The organism is Streptomyces sp. NPDC004134 (assembly GCF_042874195.1).
GTDB lineage: Bacteria > Actinomycetota > Actinomycetes > Streptomycetales > Streptomycetaceae > Streptomyces.
On record NZ_JBIAMS010000007.1, the window covers coordinates 189,785 to 214,199 of the forward strand.

20 protein-coding genes are annotated in these 24,415 nt (G+C 75.0%); 13 read left to right on the forward strand and 7 right to left on the reverse strand.

Features of this window, described 5'->3' with window-relative positions; all coding sequences use genetic code 11:
* The first annotated feature begins 10 nt into the window (after window positions 1-10).
* Genes ACFYVJ_RS12580 through ACFYVJ_RS12605 form a run of 6 tightly spaced genes read left to right on the forward strand, consistent with a single transcriptional unit; the run spans window position 11 to window position 8,806 of the window.
* Complete coding sequence (locus ACFYVJ_RS12580) at window positions 11-2,830, forward strand: lantibiotic dehydratase (protein ID WP_388889695.1); 2,820 nt, start codon at window positions 11-13, stop codon at window positions 2,828-2,830.
* On the forward strand, window positions 2,827-3,939 hold the full coding sequence (locus ACFYVJ_RS12585) for a lantibiotic dehydratase C-terminal domain-containing protein (protein WP_388889698.1): 1,113 nt from the start codon (window positions 2,827-2,829) through the stop codon (window positions 3,937-3,939). Before ACFYVJ_RS12580 ends, ACFYVJ_RS12585 begins: the two co-directional genes overlap by 4 nt.
* Entirely contained in the window at window positions 3,936-5,045 is a 1,110-nt protein-coding gene (locus tag ACFYVJ_RS12590; RefSeq protein ID WP_388889701.1) for a metalloprotease, read from the forward strand. The genes ACFYVJ_RS12585 and ACFYVJ_RS12590 overlap by 4 nt, the downstream gene beginning before the upstream one ends.
* A 43-nt stretch (window positions 5,046-5,088) precedes the next feature.
* Window positions 5,089-6,012 (forward strand): ABC transporter ATP-binding protein, encoded by a 924-nt coding sequence (locus ACFYVJ_RS12595; protein WP_388889703.1) that lies wholly within the window; start codon window positions 5,089-5,091, stop codon window positions 6,010-6,012.
* Window positions 6,013-6,062: 50 nt separating this feature from the next.
* Window positions 6,063-6,818 carry an ABC transporter permease gene (locus ACFYVJ_RS12600; RefSeq protein WP_388889706.1) on the forward strand — a complete coding sequence of 252 codons (756 nt, stop codon included), beginning with the start codon at window positions 6,063-6,065 and terminating at the stop codon, window positions 6,816-6,818.
* Window positions 6,815-8,806, forward strand: coding sequence for a TOMM precursor leader peptide-binding protein (locus ACFYVJ_RS12605; RefSeq protein ID WP_388889708.1), 1,992 nt, complete (start codon window positions 6,815-6,817; stop codon window positions 8,804-8,806). Before ACFYVJ_RS12600 ends, ACFYVJ_RS12605 begins: the two co-directional genes overlap by 4 nt.
* A gap of 93 nt (window positions 8,807-8,899) precedes the next feature.
* On the opposite strand, the gene ACFYVJ_RS12610 is transcribed toward ACFYVJ_RS12605, so the two are convergent.
* Window positions 8,900-9,073, reverse strand: coding sequence for a thiazolylpeptide-type bacteriocin (locus tag ACFYVJ_RS12610; protein WP_018840305.1), 174 nt, complete (start codon window positions 9,071-9,073; stop codon window positions 8,900-8,902).
* A gap of 205 nt (window positions 9,074-9,278) precedes the next feature.
* On the opposite strand from ACFYVJ_RS12610, the gene ACFYVJ_RS12615 reads away from it, so the two are divergent.
* A complete protein-coding gene (locus ACFYVJ_RS12615; protein ID WP_388889712.1) occupies window positions 9,279-10,589 on the forward strand; it encodes an amidohydrolase in 1,311 nt (436 codons plus the stop codon).
* Window positions 10,586-10,822, forward strand: coding sequence for a hypothetical protein (locus ACFYVJ_RS12620; protein ID WP_047017314.1), 237 nt, complete (start codon window positions 10,586-10,588; stop codon window positions 10,820-10,822). Before ACFYVJ_RS12615 ends, ACFYVJ_RS12620 begins: the two co-directional genes overlap by 4 nt.
* Window positions 10,823-10,828: 6 nt before the next feature.
* Here ACFYVJ_RS12620 and ACFYVJ_RS12625 read toward each other — a convergent pair whose 3' ends face one another.
* On the reverse strand, window positions 10,829-11,848 hold the full coding sequence (locus tag ACFYVJ_RS12625) for a hypothetical protein (RefSeq protein WP_388889715.1): 1,020 nt from the start codon (window positions 11,846-11,848) through the stop codon (window positions 10,829-10,831).
* A 317-nt stretch (window positions 11,849-12,165) separates the two neighbouring features.
* Between ACFYVJ_RS12625 and ACFYVJ_RS12630 the strand changes: the two genes are divergently transcribed.
* Complete coding sequence (locus tag ACFYVJ_RS12630; RefSeq protein ID WP_388889718.1) at window positions 12,166-12,990, forward strand: class I SAM-dependent methyltransferase; 825 nt, start codon at window positions 12,166-12,168, stop codon at window positions 12,988-12,990.
* A gap of 62 nt (window positions 12,991-13,052) precedes the next feature.
* On the opposite strand, the gene ACFYVJ_RS12635 is transcribed toward ACFYVJ_RS12630, so the two are convergent.
* Window positions 13,053-13,595 (reverse strand): GNAT family N-acetyltransferase, encoded by a 543-nt coding sequence (locus ACFYVJ_RS12635; protein ID WP_388889920.1) that lies wholly within the window; start codon window positions 13,593-13,595, stop codon window positions 13,053-13,055.
* 220 nt (window positions 13,596-13,815) lie between these two features.
* Window positions 13,816-14,472, reverse strand: a complete 657-nt coding sequence (locus tag ACFYVJ_RS12640; protein WP_388889721.1) for a TetR/AcrR family transcriptional regulator — start codon at window positions 14,470-14,472, stop codon at window positions 13,816-13,818.
* A gap of 197 nt (window positions 14,473-14,669) precedes the next feature.
* Between ACFYVJ_RS12640 and ACFYVJ_RS12645 the strand changes: the two genes are divergently transcribed.
* Both ACFYVJ_RS12645 and ACFYVJ_RS12650 read left to right on the forward strand, forming a co-directional pair.
* Window positions 14,670-15,431: a class I SAM-dependent methyltransferase gene (locus ACFYVJ_RS12645; protein ID WP_388889724.1), complete on the forward strand. Its 762-nt coding sequence runs from the start codon at window positions 14,670-14,672 to the stop codon at window positions 15,429-15,431.
* Window positions 15,432-15,440: 9 nt separating this feature from the next.
* A complete protein-coding gene (locus ACFYVJ_RS12650; protein WP_388889727.1) occupies window positions 15,441-15,938 on the forward strand; it encodes a GNAT family N-acetyltransferase in 498 nt (165 codons plus the stop codon).
* A 2,987-nt stretch (window positions 15,939-18,925) separates the two neighbouring features.
* Here the strand turns inward: ACFYVJ_RS12650 and ACFYVJ_RS12655 are convergent.
* The 3 genes from ACFYVJ_RS12655 to ACFYVJ_RS12665 are packed head-to-tail and all read right to left on the reverse strand — an operon-like array spanning window position 18,926 to window position 21,539.
* The gene (locus tag ACFYVJ_RS12655) at window positions 18,926-19,681 is read right to left on the reverse strand and encodes an amidohydrolase family protein (RefSeq protein ID WP_388889730.1); all 756 of its coding nucleotides are present in this window, start codon (window positions 19,679-19,681) and stop codon (window positions 18,926-18,928) included.
* Window positions 19,681-20,421 carry an amidohydrolase family protein gene (locus ACFYVJ_RS12660; RefSeq protein ID WP_388889733.1) on the reverse strand — a complete coding sequence of 247 codons (741 nt, stop codon included), beginning with the start codon at window positions 20,419-20,421 and terminating at the stop codon, window positions 19,681-19,683. The genes ACFYVJ_RS12655 and ACFYVJ_RS12660 overlap by 1 nt, the downstream gene beginning before the upstream one ends.
* A complete protein-coding gene (locus tag ACFYVJ_RS12665) occupies window positions 20,418-21,539 on the reverse strand; it encodes a DegT/DnrJ/EryC1/StrS family aminotransferase (RefSeq protein ID WP_388889735.1) in 1,122 nt (373 codons plus the stop codon). Before ACFYVJ_RS12665 ends, ACFYVJ_RS12660 begins: the two co-directional genes overlap by 4 nt.
* 187 nt (window positions 21,540-21,726) lie before the next feature.
* Between ACFYVJ_RS12665 and ACFYVJ_RS12670 the strand changes: the two genes are divergently transcribed.
* Window positions 21,727-22,962: a hypothetical protein gene (locus ACFYVJ_RS12670; protein WP_388889738.1), complete on the forward strand. Its 1,236-nt coding sequence runs from the start codon at window positions 21,727-21,729 to the stop codon at window positions 22,960-22,962.
* Window positions 22,963-23,120: 158 nt separating this feature from the next.
* A complete protein-coding gene (locus tag ACFYVJ_RS12675; RefSeq protein WP_388889740.1) occupies window positions 23,121-24,197 on the forward strand; it encodes a mandelate racemase/muconate lactonizing enzyme family protein in 1,077 nt (358 codons plus the stop codon).
* The last annotated feature ends 218 nt before the right edge of the window (window positions 24,198-24,415 follow it).

Genomic DNA, 24,415 nt, shown 5'->3' on the forward strand with positions numbered 1-24,415 from the left:
GGGGGCGGGAATGGCAACGACGACGGCCCCCGCCGACACCGCCGCGCGCACCGCGCCCGCCCTCGGCCCGCGGTTCCTCGCGCGCATCGCCGGGCTGCCCGCCGATGCCGTACGGGCCCTGCGGTCGCCCGCCGTACGGGACTGGGCGGACGGCGTGCTCGCCGCCGAGGCCCGGCTGGCGAAGAACGCCGGGCCGCTGGGCGACCGGCTGCACGACCTCGTCGCCGGACGCGACGACGAACAGGTGCGGCGCGACCTGCTGCGGCTGCGCCGGGAGGTGTTCAACGGACGGCGCCCCGCCGACCCCGCCGCCGCGCTCGCGCTCGTCGGCGGGCTGGCGCCGCAGGTCGCCGAGCCGCTGCGGGGCTGGCTCGACCTGCGGGCCCGGCTGGACGAGGACCTGGCGGCGGGCGAGGAGCTGCTGAGCGGCGAACTGCTGCGTACCCGCGGCGCGTTGCGCGCCGTCCTCGGCGAGGACCGGCTGCGCGGCGGGGTGCTGCTGGCTTCGCCCGTACTCGACGCGCAACTCGACGCCTTCGCCGCCTCCGACCCGGCGCGCGTGGACAAGCGGACGCGGAAGGTGGAGCGTTCGCTGCTCGCCTACCTCTACCGCACGGCGTGCAAGACGAGTCCGTTCGCCGCCTTCACCTCCGTCGCCCTGGGCCGCCTCACGGACGGCGCCCCGGCCGAGGGCGCGCCGCTGCGCCTCACCGGCCCCTACGCCCCGCGCAGCCACCCGCGCCTCAACGTCCTGGCCGTCGGCCGCCTCGCCGACGCCGTGCTCGCCGACCCCCGCCGCCGCGCCGACCTCCCCGTCGCGCCCGCGCCCGGCTGGGGCCGCGACGAGGACCGGGTGCGCTACGTGCGCCGGTGGGTGACCGCCGGGGACGACGACACGGCCGTCACCTTCGACACCGTGAAGGACCAGCTCTTCTTCCTGCGCCGCAGCGGTGTGCTGGAGCGCATGCTCGGGCTGCTGGAGAAGCGGGAGACCGTCCGCTACGGGGAGCTGGCCGACTGGCTCGGCGAGGACCTGGAGGCCGACCGCGAAGCCGTCGACACCTACCTGGCCGCGCTGCTCGACGTCGGCATGGTCCGGGTGCCGTGCCTGGACCTGCGCGCCCACGACACCGACCCCCTCGGCGCCTTCCAGCGCGCGCTGCGCGGGCTCGACCGGCCCTGGGCCGACGACGTCGCGGCGGCGCTGGAGGGGCCGGCGGAGCTGCTGGCCAGGTATCCCGCCGCCGGTCCCGCCGAACGGCGCGAGCTGCTGGGCGAGTTGCGGCGGCGGCTGGCGGACGTGCAGCGGGAGCTGGGCGTGGCGCAGCCCCGGGTGCCGCGCACGGTGCTGTACGAGGACACGACGGCGCCGGAGGTGACGGCCCCCGGCACCGGGCGGGCGGCCTTCGAGGGGCAGTCCGGCGGCGCGCAGGCCGGCGGCGCGCGGGCCGGTGCCGCGCCCGCCGCCGGGCTCGTGGACGCCCTCGCCGGGCCGCTCGCCGCCGTGGAGCGGGTGCTGCCCGCGTTCGACCTGACGCTGCCGCAGCGGCTGACGCTGCGCGGGTTCTTCCTCGCCCGCTACGGCACCGGCGGGCGCTGCACCGACCTGCTGAAGCTGATCCACGACTTCCACGAGGACTTCTTCGACCAGTACCTGTCGTTCACCTCGCGCCGCACCCCGTTCGACGCGAAAGGGGAGTACGTACCGGAGGAGAACTGGCTCGGGCTGCCGCAGCTCCGCGCGGTCGACGCCGCGCGGCGCGCGTTCCACGCCGGGGTACGGGCCCGCTGGGCCGGCCACCCCCGCCGCGACGCCGAACTCGTCCTCGGCACCGACCTCTTCGACTCCGTCGCCGCCGAACTGGCCGCGCTCCCCGCGGAGCCGGCGCTGCACAGCCACCACGTCCAGCTCGCCGGGTCCGAGCCGCTGGTGGTGCTCAACCGCTCGTACGGCGGGCTGCACTTCCCGTTCAGCCGCTTCACCCACTGCTTCGACGGCGAGGACGGCACCCTCTCCGCCGAACTCCGCGCCCGGGCCCGCGGGCTCCAGCCCCCGGGCGCCGTCTTCGCCGAGGTCACCGGCGGCCCCGTGACCAGCAACCTCAACCTGCACGGCCGGCTCACCGACTACGAGATCGTCTGCCCCGGCGAGACCAGCATCGTGCCCGGGCAGTACCGCATCGCCCTGGACGACCTCAGCCTGGAGCACGACCCCGCGACCGACCGGCTGGTACTGCGCTCGGCGCGGCTGGGCCGCGAGGTGGTGCCGGTCTACCTCGGCTACCTCGTGCCGCTGGCCCTCCCCGAGATCCCCCGCACCCTGCTGCTGCTCTCGCCGACGTCCATGTCCCCGGTCGACGTCTGGGCCGGCGTCCCCGAGGGCGATCCCGACGACGGCGTCACGCACCGCCCGCGCGTACGCCACGGCCGCCTCGTCCTCGCCCGCCGCTCCTGGCGCGCCCCCGCGACCGCGCTCCCGCCGCGCGCCGCCGGTACGGGGGACGCCGGGTGGCTGCTGGCCTGGCACCGCTGGCGGCGCCGGCACGGGCTGCCCGCCGGGGTCTACGCCATGGTCAAGGACGACGCGGCGCGCGGCGCGACCGGCGCCAAGCCGCAGTACGTCGACTTCGACAGCCCGCTGTCGCTGCTGGCCTTCGAGGGCCTGCTGCGCAGCGACGCCGCGCGCGTGACGTTCCGCGAGGCGCTGCCCGACGAGGACGGCCCGTACCTGACGACAGAACACGGCGGCCATGTCGTGGAGCTGGCCGTGGAGACGGCCCCCGCGCCGCCCGGCACCGGCACCGGCATCGCAGAAGGGGAGACCCCGTGACCGACCAGCCCGCGCCCGAAGCGCCGCGCACGCCCGCCGCGGAAGCGGCCGGGGCGCCCGCCGCCGGGGCCGCACCCCCCGGCGACTGGCAGGCACTCCACGTCTACTACGCCGCCAACCCCGTTCCCCTGCTCCTCCAATGCGTCCGTCCGCTCGTCCGCGAGCTGTACGACGACGGCCTTCTCGACGGCTGGTTCTTCCTGAACTACTGGCTGGAAGGCCCCCACGTCCGCCTCCGCCTCCGCCCCTCCTCCCCGGGGCGGGAGGCGGAGGTACGGGCGCGCGCGGAGCGCGCGGTCGACGCCTTCCTCACCGAGCGCCCGGCTCTCTACCAGGTCGACTCCGGCTTCCTCAACGAGTTCTACAACCAGCTCTTCGACATCGAGTTCCGCCCCGAGGACCGCGTCGCCTACACCGACGCCGACGGCCGCATGAACCTGCGGCCCAACAACTCCCGCGCCTGGCTGCCGTACGAGCCGGAGTACGGCAAGTACGGCGGCCCGGCCGGCGTCGCGCTCGCCGAGTGGCACTTCGCCCGCTCCAGCGAGCTGGTGTGCGACGCGCTGCGCGGCAAGAACCTGCATCTGCGCACCGTGCTGCTCGGCACCTCCGCGCAGCTCATGCTGATCATGTCGACCGCGTTCCTGCCCGAGGACGACCGCCTCGCGGACTTCCTCGACCGCTACTACACCTTCTGGCACCGGGCGTTCCCCGACACCGGTTTCATCGGCAGCGCCGAGTACGAGCGCAAGGCCGACGAGGTCGCGCCGGGGCTGCTCACCTGGCACGGCCGCATCCGCGCCGCCGCCGCGGGCGAGGGCACGCTGCCCGGGCTGCTGGACCGCTGGGCCGAGCACTGCCGCGAGCTGCGCGAGCGGGTGGTGGAGCTGGCCGGGCGGGGCGAGCTGGTCTTCCGGTCCTGGGACGGCACCCAGGACGAGCCGGTCGACGACCCCGACGAGGCGCTGGAGCGGCTGCTGTCCCCGTACATGCACATGACCAACAACCGGCTGCACGTGACGATCCAGGACGAGGCGTACCTCTCCCATGTCCTGGCCCGGGCGCTGCACGCGCGCGCCGCCGCGCCGGCCGCCGGGAGCGCGCGGTGAGCAGCACCCGGGAGTCGCTCGCCGCCCACCAGCCGAGGCTGCGCCCCGAGGTGCTGGTCAGCGACGCGCTGCTGCACGGGCCGCGTACCGTGCACCTGGTCAAGGACACCGCCACCGGGCAGTCCTTCGAGGTGGGGCCGCGCGAGCGGTTCCTGATGGTACGGATGGACGGCTCCCGTACGGTCGCGGAGCTGGGCGGCGAGTACGCGGCCGCCTTCGGCAAGCGGCTCGGCGACGCCCACTGGAGCCGGCTCTTCCAGCTCCTCGGCGGCCGCGGCCTCCTCGACGGCGCCCCCCGCCCCGAGCGCCAGGACGAGCCGGCGCCGGAGAAGGCCAACGGCCCGCTGGCCGGCAGCGTACGGCTCGTCGCCGACGCGCACGCCACCGCGGGCCGGCTCCACCGCGCCACCGGCTTCCTCCTCGGCCGCGTCTGGGGCACCCTGCTGCTGACCGCGCTCGGCGCGATGCTGCTGGTGCTCGCCCTGCACCCCGGCGAACTGGTCGACGGCGCCGCCGCCGTGTTCACCGAGCCCGTGCTGCTCATGGCCGTCGCCACCGCGCTCTGGCTCTCCACCGCGGTGCACGAACTCGCCCACGGCGTCGCCGCCCGGCACTACGGCGGCCGGGTCGGGGAGATCGGGCTGCGCTGGCGGCTGCCCGTGGTGATCATGTACTGCACCGTCGACGACTACATGTACCTCGCGGGCCGCCGCGCCCGCATCGTCGTCGCGGGCGCAGGGGCCGTGGCCAACCTGCTGTTCCTGCTGCCGTTCTGGTGCTGGTGGCTGCTCGCCCCCGACGGTTCCACCCGCGAAGGACTCGCGGGCCTGCTCTTCCTCGGCGTCCTCCAGGCCGCGGCGATGCTGGTGCCGCTGCCGCCGCTCGACGGCTACACCATCGCCGGGCAGCTCCTGCGCGGCCTGCGGCTCGCCGAGTCCAGCCGTACGTACCTCTCCCTGGCCCTGCGCCGCTCCCCGGACGCCGCCGCCTACCCGCGCCGCGCCCGCGCCGTCTACGCCGGCTACGCCGCCGGGACGGTGCTGACGGTCGCGGCGCTGGCGGCGGTGCTGGTGCTGCTCGTACGCGCCGTGGTGCTGGCGGCGTAGCCCGATGACCGAACCCCGCGCAGAACCTCCGAAGGAGAAGCCCGTGACGACCGACACCGACGCCTCCGACGGGCGGCCCCCGGCCGTCCGGCTGGAGGCGGTGCGCAAGAGCTACGGCGACGTGCGGGCGGTGGACGAGGTGTCGTTCACGGTCGGCAGCGGCGAGTTCTTCGGCCTCCTCGGCCCCAACGGGGCCGGCAAGACCACCCTCATCGAGATCATGGAGGGCCTGCGGGAGGCCGACGGCGGCGTGGTCGAGGTGCTGGGCCGGGCGCCCTGGCCGCGGGACACCGCGCTGCTGCCGCGGCTGGGCGTGCAGACGCAGACGTCGGCGTTCTTCGTCCGGCTCACCGCGTACGAGCACCTGAAGACGATGGCCGCGCTCTACGGGACGGAACGCGCCGCCGCCGACCGCACGCTGGCCCTCGTCGGCCTCACCGAGCAGGCGGACGTGCGGGTGGAGAACCTGTCCGGCGGGCAGCGGCAGCGCCTCGCGATCGCCTCCGCGCTGGTGCACGCGCCCGAGCTGATCTTCCTGGACGAGCCGACCGCCGCGCTCGACCCGCAGGCCCGCCGCGCCCTGTGGGAGCTGCTGCGCGACCTCAAGCGGGCCGGCCGCACCATCGTATACACCACCCACCACCTCGACGAGGCCGAGGCGCTGTGCGACCGCGTCGCCATCGTCAACCGCGGCCGGATCACCGCCCTGGACACCCCGGGCAAGCTGGTCGCGCGCGGCGGTACGTCGGTGTGGCTGCTGGTGCCCGCGGAGCGGCTGAGCGAGGAGGACGCCCGGGTGCTGCCCGGCGTCACCGAGGTCACCCGCGAGTCCGACGCCCTGGTGCTGCGCACCGAGGACGCCGGGCCCGTGCTGGCCGCCGTGGAGAAGGTCGCCGGGCTGCACGGGGTGCGTACCCGCACCGCAAGCCTGGAGGACGTCTACCTCCAGCTCACCGGCCAGGACTGACAGTTGACCGCCGCCCCCCTCCGCCTTCCGATCCATCGGAGAGAGATGCCATGAGTGCCTATTCCGCGCTGGCGGAGGCCGGCTACCGGGCGTACACCCGGGACAAGACCACGCTCTTCTTCACCTTCGCCTTCCCGCTGCTCTTCCTCGTCGTCTTCGGGCTGATCTTCCACGGCCAGGACGTGGAGGAGAGCGGCCGGCCGTACATCGCGTACATCGCGCCAGGGGTGCTGTCCTGGGGCGTGGGCAACGCGGCCGTCTTCGGCGTCGGGTTCGTGCTGATGCAGTGGCGGCGGGACGACATCCTGCGGGTGATCCGGATGACGCCGACGCCGCTGTCCGCCGTGCTCGGCTCGCGGTACGTGCTGGCCGTGGGCATCGGGCTGGTGCAGGCGGTGCTGTTCGTGGCCGTGGCGCTGCTGCCGGTGATGGGCCTCGAACTGGCCGCGGGCTGGCCGCTGGCGATCCCGGTGCTGGTGCTGGGGATCACGGCGTTCCTGGCGCTGGGCGCGATCGTCGGCTCCTACGCCCGTACCCCGGAGGCGGTGGCCGCGGTCGCCAACTTCCTGATGGTGCCGATGGCGTTCCTGTCCGGCTCCTTCTACCCGCTGGACGCCATGCCGTCGTGGATGCAGGCGATGAGCTGGGTGCTGCCGCTGCGGCACCTCAACGACGGGGTGTCTGCGGCGCTCACCGACGCCGGCGGCGGCGCGGACATCGCGGTGGCGTGCGGCGGCCTGGCGGCGTTCGCGGTGGTCTTCGGCGCCGTGGCGTTCCGGGTCTTCCGCTGGAGCGACCGCACATGACGGCCACGGCGGCGGAGCAGACGGAGACCGTACGGGCCGGGGCACAGGGCCCGTTCGCAGCGGCGCGGGACTGGCTCGCGGAGGCGCTGCGGAGGCGCTGGGCGGCGGCCGGCGGGGACGGCCTCCCCGCCGGCCGCGAACCCGGCACCCCGCTTCCCCTCGTCGTCCCCCTCGGCGCCGCCGACACCCTGCACCCCGGCCGCGACCCGTGGCCGGACGAGCGACCCGGCGCCACCGTGCACCTCACCTCGCGGGCGGTGCTCGTCGGCCCCTGGGGCGCCGGGCGGGACCCGGCCGCAGGCGGACCGCCCGCACCGCGGCCCGCCTGCGGCCGGTGTCTCGCGATGCGGTGGCAGCGGCTGCGTACCCGCTCCGAACGGGAGGCGCTGGAGGGCGGGTTCGTCCCCGGGGGCGGCGCCGCGTGGCCGGTGCTGACCGACCACGTCGCCGACGCCGTGTGGGCCGTCTGCCGCGCGGTCGCCGGCCGGCGCTCGCCCGACGGGCAGGCCCAGGTCACCCGCGTCGACCTCGGCACCCTGGCGCTCGCCACCTTCCCGCTGCTCCCCGAGCCGCTCTGCCCCGCCTGCGTGACGCCCGCCGACGACGCGCCCGAGCACGGCCGGATGTACCTCGCCCCCACCCCGAAGCCGGCCCCCGACGTCTACCGCGTCACCCCGCTCGCCGCCCTCGACCTCCCCGAGGCGGCCCTCGCCAACCCGGTCTGCGGCGCCCTCGGCTCCACCACCCACCTCAACCCCGCGTCCACCACCACCGCGCCGATCTCCGGCAGCGCCTTCGTCCGCGGCTACGCCGGGCTCAACGACGTCACGTTCTCCGGCCAGGCCGACGCGTACGCCACCAGCCGCACCCTCGCGTACCTGGAGGGCCTGGAGCGCTACGCCGGCACCCACGCCCGCCGCGGTCTGCGCCCCGTGACCGCCTCGCTCGAAGAACTCGCCGCCGAGTGGGGCGAGGACGCCGTCGTCGACCCCCGGCGCACCGGGCTGTACTCCCCGGAGACGTACCGCGACGACCCCATGGTGGCCCCCTTCGACCCGGCCCGGCCCATCCCCTGGATCTGGGGCCACTGCCTGCGCGACGACCACCCTGTGCTCGTACCGGCGCGGCTGGTGCACTACAGCGCGGGGCTGCCGTCGGACAACTTCGTCTTCGAGTGCTCCAACGGCTGCGCCACCGGCGGCTCGCTCGCCGAGGCCGCGCTGTACGGGCTGCTGGAGCTGATCGAGCGCGACGCCTTCCTCCTCGCCTGGTACGGGCGCGCCCCCCTCACCCGCGTCGACCCCCGCTCGACCGGCGATGCGCGGGTGCGCGGCATGCTGGACCGGGCGGCGCTCCTCGGCTACGAGGTACGGGCCTTCGACACCCGCAGCGACCTGGGCATCCCGGTGATCACGACGGTGGCGGTACGGGAGGACGGCGGCCCCGGGCTGCTGTCGTTCGGCGCCGCCGCGGCCCTCGACCCGGCGGCCGCGCTGACCGGCGCGCTCAGCGAGGTGCTGACGTACATCCCGCACCTGCCGTATCAGGTGGCCGAGCGCCGCGCCGAACTGGAGGAGATGGCACAGGACTTCGGGCGCGTACGGCAACTGAAGGACCACGCCCAGCTCTACGGGCTGCCGCGGATGGCCGCCCACGCCGGGGACTTCCTCACCGACGCCCCCGCACAGCCGCTGGCCGATGTCTACGCCGACTGGGTGCTGGTGCGCCCCGCGACGCTGGATCTCCGCGACGACCTGCGGCTGCTGGTCGACGCGCTGGCGGTGCACGGGCACGACGCCGTGGCCGTCGACCAGACGACGCCCGAGCAGCGGGCGGTGGGCCTGCGGACCGTCGCGACGCTGGCGCCTGGGCTGCTGCCGCTCGACTTCGGCTGGCACCGGCAGCGGGCGCTGCGGATGCCGCGGCTGCTTGCGGCCGCGGCGGCGGCCGGGGGCGGGCTGCGTACCGTGCCGCACCCGTTCCCGTAGCCGATGCCCGGGCCACCGCACGCCGCAGCCCTCACGGGAGGACGGACTCCGTCCCGTGAGGGCTGCCTTGGGCGCCGCGTTACTGACGGATCGTCAGGCGCTGCACGAGGTGGTGCTGGTGGTGCTGGAGCAGGTCGAGGTGGAGGAGCAGGAGGTCGAACCGGCGAGGACGACCTCGGCCTGGTCCGAGTAGTCCGAGATCTCGAAGGTCTCCGACTCCAGCTCCAGGATCTCGTCGGCAAGGGTGGAGAGCGCCTTGTCAGCCATGGGAACTCCTTCTTCCGTGAGCGGCGGCCCCGCCGTCGTGAAACCGGCGGGTCCGATGGTTGTCCTGGCCATTCAAGCGACGGCCGCTGCCACCCCCGCCCGCGTTTCACTGTCACTTCGCTGTCACCGGGCGACAGGGGGCTGAGTCCGTACTGATCACGTCGTCGGGCAGGCTGGAGCCGCCCGGAAGAGGAGCGTGGCGCGCATGGCCGTACCCGCGGACGTTCTGCGGTCCGCCGTCGAGTGCTGTCTCGACGTCCATCTCCACCCCGAGCCGTCCGGCGCCGAGGAACGCACCGCGGGCGTCCTCGCCGACCGGCTCGCCGCCGCCGGCTACGCCGTCACCCGCGGCGTCGGCGGCCACGGCGTCGTCGGGCTGCTGCGCAGAGGCGAGGGCCCGACCGTGCTGCTGCGCGCAGAACTCGACGCACTGCCCGTCACGGAGGCCAGCGGACTCCGCTACGCCAGCACCGTCCCCGGCGTCGCCCACGCCTGCGGCCACGACGTGCACCTCGCCGCGCTCGCCGGCACCGCCGGACTGCTCGCGCGCGACACCGGCGGCTGGCGCGGCACGGTGGCCGTCGTCGGCCAGCCGGCCGAGGAGACGCTCGACGGCGCGCTGGCGATGCTGCGCGCCGGGCTCTACGACCTCACCGGCCCGCCCGACACGGTCCTCGCCCAGCACACCGCGCCGCTGCCCGCCGGCGCCGTCGCCCACACGGACGGCGCCCCGCTGCTCGCCGGCACCGTCGCGGTCGACGCCGTGCTGCACGGCATCGGCGGCCACGCCGGGGCGCCGCACCTGACGGTGGACCCGGTGGTGTCGGCGGCGGCGGCCGTGCTGCGGCTCCAGGCGCTGGTCGCCCGCGAACGGGCCCCCGCGGAGCAGGCCGTGCTGACCGTGGGCCGGCTGCGGGCAGGTACGGAGGCCAACGTCATCCCGGACCGCGCGGAACTGGGCATCAGCCTGCGGGCGTTCGACGAGGGCACCCTGGACCGGCTGCTGGCGGGCGTCCGCCGGGTGCTGGCCGGCGAGGCGGAGGCGGCCGGCGCGCCGCAGCCGCCGGAGGTGACGGTACGGGGCCGCTCGCGGACCCTGCTGCCCGACGCGGGGCTGACGGCGGAGCTGCGGGACGCCCACGCCGCGGCGCTGGGCGGCGCCCGGGTGCTGCGCTGGCAACCGGCCACCGCGGCGGAGGACTTCGCCTGGTACGGCCCCGCGGGCGCGGAGGTGCACGGTGCCCCCGGCGTCCGGCTCGGCTACTGGATGCTGGGCACCGTCTCCGCGGCGGCCCGCCGCGAAGCGGCACGCACGGGGGTCCCGGTGCCGGGGAACCACTCGCCGCGGTTCGCGCCGGACCTGCGGCCCGCGCTGGAGACGGGCATCGAGGCGCTGACGGCGGCGGCTCGGCGGGCGCTGCGGGCGCGTACCCCGGATACCGCGGCCGGGGCGGGCGGGGGCGATCCGGTCGGCGCGGCCGGCGGGGGCCCCGGCCCCGGCGAGGCGGGTCGATGAGCGGCGGCCGGTCCGTCGAAGTGGCGTTCGTACGCCAGGACTTCGACGCCCCGCCCGCGGAGACGACCGCGGTCCGGCTGCTGTGGCTGCTGCGCGCCCATCTCCCGCACGGCCTGCGGGTGGAGTCCGAGCGGATCAGGCTGCGGCTGGCGGTACCCGAGGTCGGGGCGACGACGGTGGCGGGCGACGCGCTGACCCACCGGGCGTGCGCGGGCTGGTCGGTGGAGAACTGACCGCGGTCACACCCACCCGCGCTCACGCGCGAGCAGCGCGGCCTGCGCCCGCGTGGAGGCGCCCAGGATCCGCAGCACGTCGGCGATGTGCCTCCGGTACGTACGCACGGAGACACCCAGATCCCTGGCCCCCGTCTCGTCCTTGCCCACCTCGCACATCATCCGCAGCACCCGCAGCTCCGCCTCCGACAGCTCCGGCTCCGGCTCCGCGGGCTCGCGCAGCTCCACGGAGACGTCCTCGGCCTGCTCCCACACCTTCTCGAAGAGCCCCGAGAGCGTGCTGACCAGCCCGCGGCCCCGTACCAGCAGCGCGCCCTCCTCGAGGTTCTTCGGGTCCTTGGGCATGAGGGCCACCCGCCCGTCGTACACGGCGAGCTGGTCCGAGATCTCCTCGACCACCCGCACCTCGCCGCCCCGGGCCAGCAACTCCCGCACGTGCCCCGCGACCCGCGGGTGCCGCAGCGTGTCCGCGGGCAGCACCAGCCGCCGCCGCACCCCGCGCTTCAGCGCCCGCCACTCCACCGCGCGCCGCTTCAGCACCGCTTCGCTCATCAGGTGGAAGCCCGGCTCGACGGAGGCGATCTCCTCCCGGGCGAAGAAGACCAGCTCCTCCATCCGGTTGCTCAGGTCCTCCCGGGCGTCGATCTCCTCCACCCCGTGCTCACCGCCGTACGCGCCCGCCTGGCCGCCGTCCGCCGGGGCTGCGGTCTCCGCGCGGAGCGTCGTCAGCACGTGCCGGCTCTGGGTGAGCCGCTGGATCTCCTGGTACATCTCGCGCAGCCGCATCTCGGTGAGCCGCGCCACGACCTGCTCCGGATCGACGGGGACGAACCACCCCGGCCGATCCCCGGGTCTGAGCAGCCGCAGCCGGACCAGGCGGTCCATGGCCTCATCCGTTTCGTGCCGGCCGATGCCGAGTTTCGCGTGGACGCCTTCCGCGGGTGAATCGGGGTGCCGGAGGAAGTGCCGGTAGAGCTGCTCCTCCGCGGGGGAGACCCCGAAGACTCCCATTTCGTTGGTGTGCACGGCGAGCCTCCTGCTTCGAGCGGTGTGCCACGAGGGGCCGGCGGTAACCGGCCCCATGGTTCCGCGCCGTCGCCACGGCAGGGTGAACTTCGGCGTAACGACAATTTGTCACGCCGGAGTGCGCTGCGGCATGCATACCCGAGGCTGACCGTGGAAAGCGAGTGCCGCACACAGACTTCCGAACGGCCGCCCGTGCGGGAGAAGTCGGAGGTGGGAGGTCCGGGGCGTACGGAGTGTTTTCGGGCGGGGCCGGGCGGGAACGGCGGCGCGCGCCAATCCGGTCGCTTGCCCCGCCTTGACTTTGCGACGATCACCGTATGACCCCCGACCCCTCCACCGGATCCACTCCCGACTCCACTCCCGACCCCGCGCACGCCCCCGACGCCGGGTTGTTCGACCGCCTGCTCGACGAAGCCGCCGCGACCCCCACGGAGGGATGGGACTTCTCCTGGTTCAAGGGCCGCGCCACCGAGGCCCGGCCCTCCTGGGGCTACCAGCGGACCATGGGCGCGCGCATGGCCGCCGCGAGCGCGTCGCTGGACATCCAGACCGGCGGCGGCGAAGTGCTCGCCGGGGTGCCGGCGCGGCCGGCGCTGTCCGTGGCCACCGAGGCGTGGCCGCCGAACGTCGCCAGGGCCACGGCCCTGCTGCACCCCCTCGGCACGGTGGTGGTCGCCGCGCCGGAGGAGCCGCCGCTGCCGTTCGCGGACGGCGCGTTCGACCTGGTGGTCAGCCGGCACCCGGTGAAGCCGTACTTCGGGGAGATCGCCCGTGTCCTGTGCCCGGGCGGTACGTACTTCGCGCAGCACGTAGGCCCGGCGAGCGTCTTCGAGCTGGTCGAGTACTTCCTCGGGCCGCAGCCGGAGGAGACGCGGCGGGGCCGCGATCCGGGGCGGGAGCGGGCGGCGGCGGAGGCGGCCGGGCTGGAGATCGTGGACGTGCGGACCGAGCGGCTGCGGATGGAGTTCCACGACGTGGGCGCGGTCGCGTACTTCCTGCGGAAGGTGATCTGGATGGTACCGGGCTTCACGGTCGAGGCGTACCGGCCGAGGCTGCGGGAGCTGCACGAACTGATCGCGGCACAGGGCCCGTTCGTCGCGCACAGCTCGCGGACGCTCTTCGAGGCGCGCAAGCCGGCCTGAGCCGGGGCCGGTGGGGGTACGGGGCCGGGCGCGGGCTGCGCCCGGCCCCGTACCGGTGGTGATCAGATACCGAACGCCGCCGGCCAGTGGATCATGCCGCCGGGCAGCGGGTGGGCCTCGTCGAGCGCGAGGGCCATCAGCGCCTCGTCCGGCACCTCGACGCTGAGCCGGATGCCGTACGCGGACGCCCGGGTGAACCCGAACCGCGGGTAGTACTCCGGGTGCCCGACGAGGACGACGTACCGCTCGCCCCGCGCCGCGGCCGCCGCGAGCGCCGCCCGTACGGCCACGGAACCCACCCCGTCACGCTGCCGCTCGGGCCGCACGGAGACGGGCCCGAGGCAGAGCGCGGGGGTGTCGCCGATGTGGCCGCGGGTGAGCAGGACGTGCCCGAGGAGCGGGCCGCCGGCCGTGCCGTCCGCCGCCCCGGGGTCCGTGACGACGAGGGACAGGCCCTCGATCCACGCGGACTCGTCGGCACGCAGCTTGTCGACGATGTCGGCCTCGTGCTCGCGGTCGAAGGCGGCGATGGTGATCTCGCGGATGACGGGGATGTCGGCGCTGGTCTCGGCGCGCGTGATCCAGGTGTTGCCGGTGTTGCGCATGGTGTTGGCCATGAGGGATGTGGATCCGTTTCGGTGGTCGTGTTCGTGTGAACGCCCCGCGGGCTCACGCTCCCGGCGTGGGCGGGGGTGGGAGAGAGGTCAGGCCACGGCCCGGGACGTGAGGGAGACCCGGGCGCTGCGCACGGTGGCCTTGAGCGCGGTCATCAACCTCACCTCCCTCTCTCTTCTCTCTCCGAAGCCGAACACGGCGAGGGCCACTTTACACGGGGGATCCGTCTGCTGCGGAGGGGTCTTCGAAGTCGTGCGGAGGGAGTTCGTGCGGAGGGAGGACGGCGGGGGAGAGAACCGCGGCGATGACCTTCCGTACCTCGCCGGGCGCCGGCGGGGCGGCGTCGCGGTCGGCGAAGAGGAGGTGGGCGGCCCCGACGAGGGTGGGGGCGAGGACGGGGACGTCGGTCTCGGGGGCGAGCCGGCCGCGGTCGCGTTCGGCGGTGAGGTACGCGGCGAGCATGTCGGCGGCGTCGGTGAGCAGCGGCACCCCGGTCGGCCGGGTACGGCGGAGCCGGGCGCGGAGCCCGTCGCGGGAGACGACGAGCCCGACGACGGCGACGGCGACGGACTCGAAGAGTTCGGTCAGCGCGTCGGCGAGGTTGCCGACGACGGTGCCGCGGCCGGTGTCGGCGGCGGCGCGCAGGGAGGCGGCCTGGCCGTCGAGGCGGGCGACGCGGTCGAGGACGAGGGCGGCGAGGAAGTCGTCGAAGTCGGCGAAGTGCCGGTGCAGCACGCCTTTGGCGCAGCCGGCCTCGTCGGTGACGGCGCGGCTGGTGAGCGCGTTGGGCCCGGCGCGCAGGAGGACGCGCTCGGCGGCGGCGAAGAGCTGGCGGCGGGGGTCGCGGAGGGCGACGCCTGTGGGCATGGGGGAGTTCCTCGGGCTGGCTTGAGTGGGCGGGTGCCCACTAAGGTGGGCGCATGCCCATTCTAGAGTCTGGCGGGGATGAGGAAGACGGACAGCGGACGGCTGCGGGGGGCGCGGGTGCAGTGGCAGGTGTGGTGGCGGGTGCCGCGGCGGGTGCTTCGGTGCCCACCGGGGCGGAGCCGCACCGGGCTCGCGCCATGGCGGAGTCCTTCGGCACCGACCCGGCCCGTTACGACCGCACGCGCCCCCGCTACCCGGCCGCGCTGATCGCCCGTATCGCGGGGGAAGGGGGCGGTGACGTACTCGACGTGGGGACCGGCACCGGCATCGTCGCCCGCCAACTGCGGGCGGCAGGCTGCCGCGTCTTCGGCCTGGACGTCGACGCGCGCATGGCCGCGTACGCGCGGGAGGACGGACTGGACGTGGAAGTCGCCCGGTTCGAGGACTGGGCCCCGGCGGGCCGCCGCTTCGACACGGTCGTCGCGGGCCAGACGTGGCACTGGATCGACCCGGCCGCGGGCGCCGCCAAGGCGGCGGAGGTGCTACGCCCCGGGGGCAGACTCGCCGCGTTCTGGAACGTCTCCCAGCCGCCTCCGGACGTAGCCGAAGCCCTCGCGTCCGCCTTCCGGACGGCGTTGCCGGGCGCACCCCTGAACCCGTGGAGCCGCACGGCGCTCGACGGCTATGCGGCGATCGTCGGCAAGACGGCGGCGGGCATCCGGGGCGTGGCTGCCTTCGGGGAGCCGGAGGAGTGGCGGTACGGGTGGGAGCGCACGTACACGCGGGACGAATGGCTGGACCAACTCCCCACGGGCGGCGGCATGGCGATCCTGACCGCGGCCCAACGGGCGGCGCTGACGGACGCCACGGCGGAGGCGATCGAGGGGCTGGGGGGCCGGTTTGAGATGGGGTATACGGCGCTGGCGGTGACCGCTGTGGTGGGGCGGGGGCCTGGTTAACCTGGCGGGATGATCGAGACGGAACGGCTCGTGCTGCGCCCGTTGACGACGGAGGATGTCGACGCGTTTGTGGCGCTGCACGCGGATGAGCGGGTGAACAGGTTCGTGGGCGCGTACACGCCTGAGCAGGCGCGTGCGCGGCTGGCCACGATCGAAGGGCAGTGGGCGGAACGGGGCCACGGGCTGTGCGCCGTCGAGCTGAAGTCCAGCGGGGAGTTCATCGGCCGGGTGGGCCTGAACTACTGGGAAGAACTGGACGAGGTGGAACTCGGCTGGACCCTGGCGGCGGAGTCCTGGGGCCACGGCTACGCGACGGAGGCGGCGGGCGCGTGCTTGGACTGGGGGTTCGCGACGCTGGCGGAGGACTACTTCATCTCGCTGATCCGCCCGGCGAACACGCCTTCGGCGCGGGTGGCGGAGCGGCTGGGCTTCGAACCGCGGCGGGAGGAGGTGTTCATGGGGCACGGGGTGACGGTGTGGGTACGGGAGAGACCGCCGGGCGGGTGAGGGGTGCCGGGGCGGGGGGCCTGCGGCTGCGGGGCGGGCCGGCCGGGGGGCGGGCTGGCCGGGGGGCGGGCCGGGAATCCGGTGCGTCGCGGGGCGGGTTGGACGTTGGCTGCCGCTGGGGCGGAGCCCGGGGCGCTGGGGCACGGGGGTCGATGTTGGCACCGGGCGGGTGCCGGGCACGGGCGCCGGCGCTGAGGGCCGGGTCGGGGCTGGGTGCGGGTACCGGCGCTGAGGGACCGGGTCGGGTCTGGCGCACTGGGTCGCGGGGTCGGTTCCGGGATCGGCGTGGGGTACCGAGATGGGCGCTGGAGGCACGGTGCTCGCCCGCGGATCCATCTCTCCTCGCGCCCGCGCAAGGTATGCGCCGGGCCTGTTGGGTTCGCTGTCGTGCGTCTCCTGGCGCCTGCCGGGGGTATGTGCCGGGTCTGTTGGGTTCGCTTCCGTATGTCCCTCGCGTCCACCCGAGGTCTGTGTCGGGTCTGTTGGCTTCCCTCCCGTATGTCCCCTCACGCCCGCCCAAGGGTATGCGGCTGGTCTGACAGCGCGGGGTCATCGGCGGTCTGAGCTGGTACGTCGTGGGGGTGGAGCGGGTACGGGGGTACGGCGTCGGGGTGGCGGTGGTGCGTTGAGGGTGCCGGTGTGCGGGGTGGCGGCGAAGGGAGTGGCCGTGTCGTTGAGGCTCCCCCCGGGCCACCCCGCTTTTGAGTGTGCGGGCCTGCGTCCGCCGTCAAGGGCGTTCCCTCCGCTTCGCTGCGGGAACGTCGCTTCGCGATGGGGCTTCGCCCCACCCTTGACGGCGGACTCCGGCCCGTAAAAGACCGGCGGCTATGGGTGGCCCGGAGGGAGCGGGCGCCCTCGAATGGGACTAGGGATGCCGTGCCCGGCGGACGGGGCAGCGGGCCCCCGGAGTTGGGCCAGTCCCGATCGCCGATGTTCCCGGTCGACGGAGACCGGGCTGCCGTGTCTGTCCCGATCGCCGATGTTCTCGGCGGACGGGGGGCGGACTGCCGGCAGCCGGGCCTGTTCCGATCGCCGTTGCCCCGGCGGGCGTGGGGCGGAGGCCGGAGGCGGGCTGGGCCCGATCGCCGATGTCCTCTCTGGACGGGGTGGAAGCCGGAGAAGCTGCGCTCCGTCGCGGGATGCCCCGGCGGGCGGAGGCGGATCACGGACTTGAGCCCTCCGTGATCGCCGATATCCCCTGCAGACGGGGGCGAACCCATTGTTCGGGCTTCCCTGATCGCTGAAACTCCCGGTGGGCGTGGGCGTGGGCGTGGGCGTGGGCGTGGGCGTGGGCGTGGGCGTGGGCGTGGGCGGAGGCTGGGGCCAGGGATTGCCGTGTCGTGGGGGGCCTCGTCGGGATGCCAGTTGCAGCGCCGGGGTGGGTGTTGCTCGGATTCGGCCCGGGCGGCGCGCGTGCCGCGGGGCGAAACTCGGGCTCCGGGGCCCGATTCGACCCGTATCCGGGGGTGTTACCGCGAGTTACGACCCAATCTCTCCGCCCAGACGCTGCAAACGGCGGTTGCCGGGCCTCAGAAGGGCCGCATGCACGCAGATGGGCGAAAGTCGGCCCGCGGGGGTGATTTGCCCCCGTTCGATGGGGGCGTTACCGCGAGTTGCAGCCGAATTCCTCCGCCCGGGCGCCCCGAACGGCCATGGCCGGCCCCAGGGTCGGCCGCGTGCGCGTCGACGGGCGAAAGTCCGCCCGCAGGGGCGATTTGCCCCGTATGCCGCCGGTGTTACTGCGAGTTCGGCTCACTCGCGTTCAATACCGGCGGCCTGGGCTGTAGTTGGCGCGGCTGGGTGCGCGAAAGTCGGGCCCGGTGGGCGTTTTGGGCCGGTTTTCGGGGTTGGGTGCGGCGAGTTCGTCTCGGCCGCGTGCGTTTCGTACGGTCTGGCCAGTGGAGGGCGGGCTGTGGCCCCGTTGTTGCGGCTGGGTGGGCGAAAGTCGGCGCTTGAGGGCTGATTCGGCCCGCATCCGGGGGTGTTACCGCAAGTTACGGCCCAATTTCTCCGCCCCGGCCGTCCCGACAGGGGCCCCGGCGGGCAGTCGCCGGGCGGATGCACGTGGTGCGGCAGGCGTCGGGCGCTGCTTCCCCGGGCAGACCAGTTCGGGGTACCGGCGGGCACCGGGTGCCCCGCGTGATCGCCGCCGAGGCCGGAACCGGGCCCTCCCGCGAGCCGGCCACCGGGCGAGGTGGGCCCCGATGCTCCAAAACCCCCGCACGGCCCGCCCCCACACGACACCCCCCACCCCGACTCCGAACCCCCGCCCCCGGCAAGCACCGCCGCCCGCCCGGGCTCCGGCCCCGGCTCCGGCTTCCACGGCTCACCCGCCTCCGGCTCCCCCGGCCCGGACCCCCCGTACCCGGCCCCACCTCCACGACGTACCAGCTCAGAAAACCGATGACCCCGCGCTGTCAGACCAGCCGCATACCCTTGGGCGGGCGTGAGGGGAGATGGGTCTTCCGGGCCTCCGGCTCACGCCGGGCTCCCGATTCCGAGTGGCCCCGGGCCCGGCTGGCCCCGGGCCCGGCTGGCCCCGGGCCCGGCTGGCCCCGGGCCCGAGTGGCCCCGGGCCCGGGTGACCGCGGCCCTGACTGGCCCCGGGCTCGACTGGCCCCGGCTCCGACTGGCCCCGGGCTCGACTGGCCCCGGGCCCGAGTCGCCCCGGGCCCGACTCACCCCGGCTTCGACTCGCCCCGGTCCCGACTCACCCCGGCTTCGACTCGCCCCGGTCCCGACTCACCCCGGCTTCGACTCGCCCCGGTCCCGACTCACCCCGGCCTCGACTGGCCCCGGCTCCGACTGACCTCGGCCCCCTCGCCCCGGGCCCGACTCACCGGCCCTCCGCCCCGACTCACCGGCCCCCCGCCCCGACTCACCGGCCCCCGGGCCCCCCGCAGCCCTCCGGCTCACCCCCAGCTCACCCCGCCCCCCTCACTCCACCCCACCACCCCCGCCAGCGCGCTACCCCACCCCCGCCCCCCTCACCCCCGCCCCGCCCCCAACTCCCCCAACCCGAACAGCTCCGCCGCGTTCCCCCACAGCACCCGCTCCAGCTCCGCCCCCCGCAACCCCGCGTCCCGTATCACCCCCAGTGCCACGCTCGGGTCCACCAGCGTCGCGTCCGTGCCGAACAGCAGCCTCTCCACCCCCACCCCCGCCTCCCGCGCGTACGCGATGCGCTCCGCGTCCGCCGCCGTGCGGCAGTGCTCCAGGTACAACCTGTCGCACTCCGCCGCCGTGTGCGCCGCCTCCCGCCAGGCGTCGCCTCCCGCGTGGCCGACGATCACCCGCAGTCGCGGGAAGTCCGCCAGCAGCTCCGGGAGCCGGGCCACGTCCGGGTCCCAGGTGTGCAGCAGCAGCGGCACCCCCACGTCGTTCAGCAGCGCGAACGCCTCCCGCATCTCCCCTGAGCCGATCGCCCGGCCCGGGTAGTGGGTGTGGATCTTCGCGCCGACGAAGCGGCCCCCCGCCAGGTGGTGGCGCAGGTCCGCCTCGCTCGCCTCGATGCGGTTCGGGTTCACCACCGCGTAGCCGTACAGCCGCGGCTGCGCCGCCAGTACCCGCGCCAGCGCCGCGTTTCCCGCGACCGCGTCGTACGTCACCGCCTCCGCCCCCGAGACGATCTGCACGTCTATCCCGTACCTGTCCATCAGGCCGATGTTCGTCTCCCCGAGCGGCGCCGAGGACGTGAAGTACGGCCACGGGCCCCAGTGTCCGTGCACGTCGATGATCGGCATCAGCCCAGCAGCTCCTCGACGTTCCCGCCCGCGATCGCCGACCGGTCCGCCGCGTCGAGCCGCGCGTAGCGCAGGCGCAGCGTCTGCGGCGAGATGTCCGTGAACGGCGTGCGCGAGCCGAACACCAGCCGGTCCGCCCCCACCGCCTCCACCACCCGCTCCACCGAGTCCGGCGCCGACAGCAGCCGCGTCGTCGCCATGAAACCCGGTTCGCGGCGGGCCAGCAGCAGGAAGTCGCCCAGCAGGTACGTGTGCAGGTCGAGGAAGATCACGCGGGCGCCCCGGCCGGCCAGGGCCGGGCCGTAGCGACGCGGGTCGCCGTCCTGGAGCAGCACCATCCCGCGCGCCAGCGCCAGGTCCACGACGTGGCCGTAGCCCGGGAAGCCCGGCTCCGCCCCCTGCTCGACGGTGAACAGCCGCAGGAACCGTACGCCCGCCGCGGCCAGCGCCTCGATCCGTTCCTCCGCGCCCCACGGGTCCCGCAGGTCCACCGTCCCCACCGGCCGCAGCTCCGGGCAGGCCGCCAGGTCGCGCAGCGTCTCCGCGTTGCCGGACTCCGCGTCGAAGAGGGCCCCGCGGGTGGAGAGGGCGAGGGCGGCCTCGACGGGGGAGCGGGCCAGCCGGGCGCGGACCTCGGCGAGGTCCACGTCGCGGTGGTGCCGCGGCCAGGGGCCGTACAGCACGTCCACGTCCCAGCGCACGTGCTCCTCGGGGGTGGGGACCAGCCAGTCGTACGTCATGCGGACGCCGCCAGGACCGCCCGCGCGATGCCGTCGACGTCGGCCGGCGTGTAGCCCTCGTTCCAGTCGAGTACGAGCAGGGTGCTGTCGATGAGCCGCTCGGCCTGCGGGCACAGGCCCTCGGGGTGGCCGGTGAAGACCGGGTTCGCGTAGAGCGGGCGTTCCAGGTAGCCGGCCGCGGCCGGGATGCCCGCGGCCGTCAGGGCCTTCGCCCGGCGGGCGTTGTCGTCCACCAGCAGCGGGTACACCCACCAGGCGTGCCCGTCGGGCCGCGGCGCGGTCCGTACGGTCTCCGCCCCGGCGAGCGCCACCGTCAGCCGGGCGGCCAGGGCGCGGCGTTTCCGTACGACCTCCGCCACCTTCCCCAACTGCGCCCGCGCCACCGCCGCCGTCAGCTCCGGCATCCGGTAGTTGAGCCCCGGTACGCGGTGGATCCGCCCCTCCGCCCGGTCCCAGCCCTTGTCGGCGAAGAGCCGCATCCGGCGGGCGAGTTCCGGGTCGTCGGTGAGCGCGAGGCCGCCGTCGCCCGCGGTGATGTGCTTGTACTGCTGGAGGCTGAAGCAGGCGATGTCGCCGTACGTGCCCAGCAGCCGCCCCGCGCCGTCCTCGCCCAGCCATGCCTGCGCGCAGTCCTCGATGAGCACGAGCCCGTGCCGGTCGCACAGCTCCCGCAGCTCCGCGATCCGGGCGGCGGCGCCGAAGAGGTGGACGGCCAGGACCGCCTTCGTACGCGGGGTGACGGCCGCGGCGACGGCCGCCGGGTCCAGGTTGCCGTCGTCGGGGAGCACGTCGGCGAAGACCGGCCGGCCGCCCTCTGCCAGGATGGGGGCCGCGGTGCCGAAGTCGGAGATGGGCGTGGTGATGACCTCGTCGCCCGGGCCGATGCCCGCGGCGGCGACCGCGAGGTGCAGCGAGGCGGTGCCGGAGCTGCACGCGACGGCGTGGGCGCGCCCGTACAGCTCGGTCATCTCCCGCTGCAGCGCCGGGACTTCGGTGCCGAACGTGCCGCACAGCACGGCGGAGTCGAGCACCCGCAGCACCGCGGCGCGCTCCTCCTCGCCGAGGGTGCGGCCGCGCGGTTCGAGCACGGTGGGCAGCGGTGTGTCCCGTACGGACATGGCGGCGTGATCCTCTCGACGCAACGGGTGATGCACGCGTTTATGGCCTGGACCGAAAGGTAAATCGCTCTTTGCGGCACGTCAACCCCGGTCCCCGGGGAACTGCTGCGGTCCGTAATGCCTAGACTTACCCGCGATGTTTGGGACCCGGCCAGAACAGGCCGTATGGATGAAGGAGACGGGGCGGATGGCGTTCACCGTCGGGGTGATCGGCCCCGAGGACCTGGTGCAGAAGGTGCAGGCGGTCGGCGCCCCCGGCACCACCCGGCTGCTCGGACTGCGCTACCGGCACGAGGACGAGACCCTCGACGTCGTTCGCGAGGCCGCGGCCTCCGGCGCCGACGCGCTGCTGTTCACCGGCGTGGTGCCGCACGCCCTCGCGGCGGACGCCGGGCTGCTCGACCGGCCGGCGATGTACGTGCCGTACAGCGGCGCGACGCTGCTGCGCGCGCTCGTCGAGCTGCTGCGCCTCGGCCACGACGTGTCGCGGATCTCCATCGACACGCTCCAGCGCGCGGAGGTCGTCGAGACCATGACCGAGGCCAAGCTGCCCACCGAGCACGTGCACGTGCTCCCGTACCGCCCCGGGCTGACCGGCGACGACCTCGTCGCCTTCCACCTCGGCGCGCGCGACAAGAAGCGCACCCGGGTGGCGCTCACCTGCCTCGGCTCCACCTTCCACACGCTCGACCACGAGATGCACGCCGTACGCCTCGCGCCCTCCCGGCACTCCATCCGCGCCACCGTGCAGTCGCTGGTGCTCGCCGCCTCCGCCGCGCAGAGCGGCGACACGCAGGTGGCGATGGGCATCGTCGACATCCCGCCGGGCTCCGACGACTCCGAACTGGCCGCCGACCTCGCCGCGCTCGGCGGCAGCCTGGCCTATCTGCCGGACGGGCGACGGCTGGTGGTGACCACGCGCGGCGCGCTGGAGAAGGCCAGCGAGCGCTACACCCGGCTCCCGCTGCTCGACGCGCTCGCCTCCCGGCACACCTCCGTGCACGTGGGTTTCGGTCTGGGCCGCACCGCGGCGGAGGCCGAGTCGCTGGCGCGGCGGGCGGTCAACAGGGCCGGCGCGGTGGGGTCCGTGGCCGGGGTCGTCTCCATGCGCGACGACGTGGACATGGTGATCGACGCGGACGCCGCCGGGCCGCCCGCGCCGGCCGCGCCCGAGAACAGCGCGCTGCTCGCGCGGCGCGTGGGGCTCAACCCGCAGACGCTCGACAAGCTGCGCGAGCTGGTCGCCGCGGGGGCCGGGGACGGGCTGACCGCGCACGCGGTGGCGGAGCACCTGGACGTCCAACAGCGCACGGCACGGCGGGTGCTGAAGCGGCTGGAGCGGGCCGGGGTGGCGGTGCCGATCGGCAGCAGGCAGCACGGGCAGACGGGCCGGCCGCCGATCGTCTACCGGGTGAAGCTCTGACGCCGGGGGCCCGTCCGCGTACCGCCGTACGGGCCTGACGGCGGCGCTCGGGCGCGCCGCCCCGCGCCGCCGGGAGCCGAGTCGGGCGCTCTGGACTTCTTGCCACGGGCGCTTCCGCGAATTACGGTCTAGGCCGGAACCTGGAGAAGGAGCCGCGCTTGAGAATCGCCTCGGTCCGCACTCGTGTGGTCAGCGCACCGTACGTGCGCCCCTTCGTCATCAGCAGCGGCACCAGCTCCGACCTGGTCAGCCTCGTCGTCGAGGTGGCCACCGACGAGGGCCTCACCGGCTACGGCGAGGCCGCTCCCATGACCGCGTACACCGGCGACACCCTCGCCGGCGTCCGCGCCGCCGTCACCGAGCACGTCGGCCCCGCGCTCCTCGGCCGCGACCCGCGCGACGTGGCCGGCGCGCACACCGCCATGGACACCGCCATCCGCGGCCAGCCCCTCGCCAAGGCCGCGCTCGACCTCGCCCTGCACGACCTCGCGGGACTCGCCGCCGACTGGCCGGTGCACCTCCTGCTCGGCGGCCGGGTCCGCGAACACGTGCCCACCACCTGGGTCGTCGGCCTCGGCACCCTGGACGAGATGACCGCGGAGGCCGCCGCGTACGCGGCCAAGGGCTTCCCGCACATCAAGGTGAAGGGCGGCGTGGACCCCGCGGCCGACATCGAGTTGGTACGCGCCGTGCGCGCCGTGCTCCCCGCCGCCACCGAACTCTCCCTGGACGCCAACGAGGGCTACGGCCCCACCGTCGCCGCCCGCGCCCTGGCCCGGATGGCGGAGGCGGGCCTCGACCTCGTCGAACAGCCGCTGCCGCGCTGGGACCTGGACGGGCTCGCCGCGCTGCGCAGCAAGGTGGGGGTGCGGGTGATGGCGGACGAGAGCGTGCACTCGCTGCACGACGCGCTGGAAGTCGTCCGCCGCGGCGCCGCCGACGTGCTGAACATCAAGATACTCAAGGTCGGGGGGCTGCACCGGGCGCGGCAGATCGCGGCGGTGGCGGAGGCGGCGGGGCTCGCGGTGAAGATCGGTTCGATGCCGGAGCTGGGGGTGGCGACGCTGGCGGCGGTCCACCTGGCGGCGGCGCTGCCGCACGCGACGGTGGCGGCGGACCTGGTGGGGCCGCTGATGGTGCGCGAGGAGCCGCTGGCGCCGACGTTCTTCGCGGCGGCGGACAGGGGCCGGGTGCGGGTGCCGACGGCACCGGGGCTGGGACACGACCTGGGGTGAAGAGGGCCGGTCCCCGGGGGCGAAGGCACGACTCGGGGTGAAGAGGGCAGGCCCGGGGGTGAAGGCACGACCCCGGGGTGAAGAGGGCCGGCCCGGGGGTGAAGGGCCCGACTTGAGGCGAGGGACCCGGGCTGAGGCGAGGGGCCTGGGTTGAGGCGAGGGGCCCGGGCTGAGGCGAGGGGCCTGGGTTGAGGCGAGAGACCGGGGCTGAGGCGAGG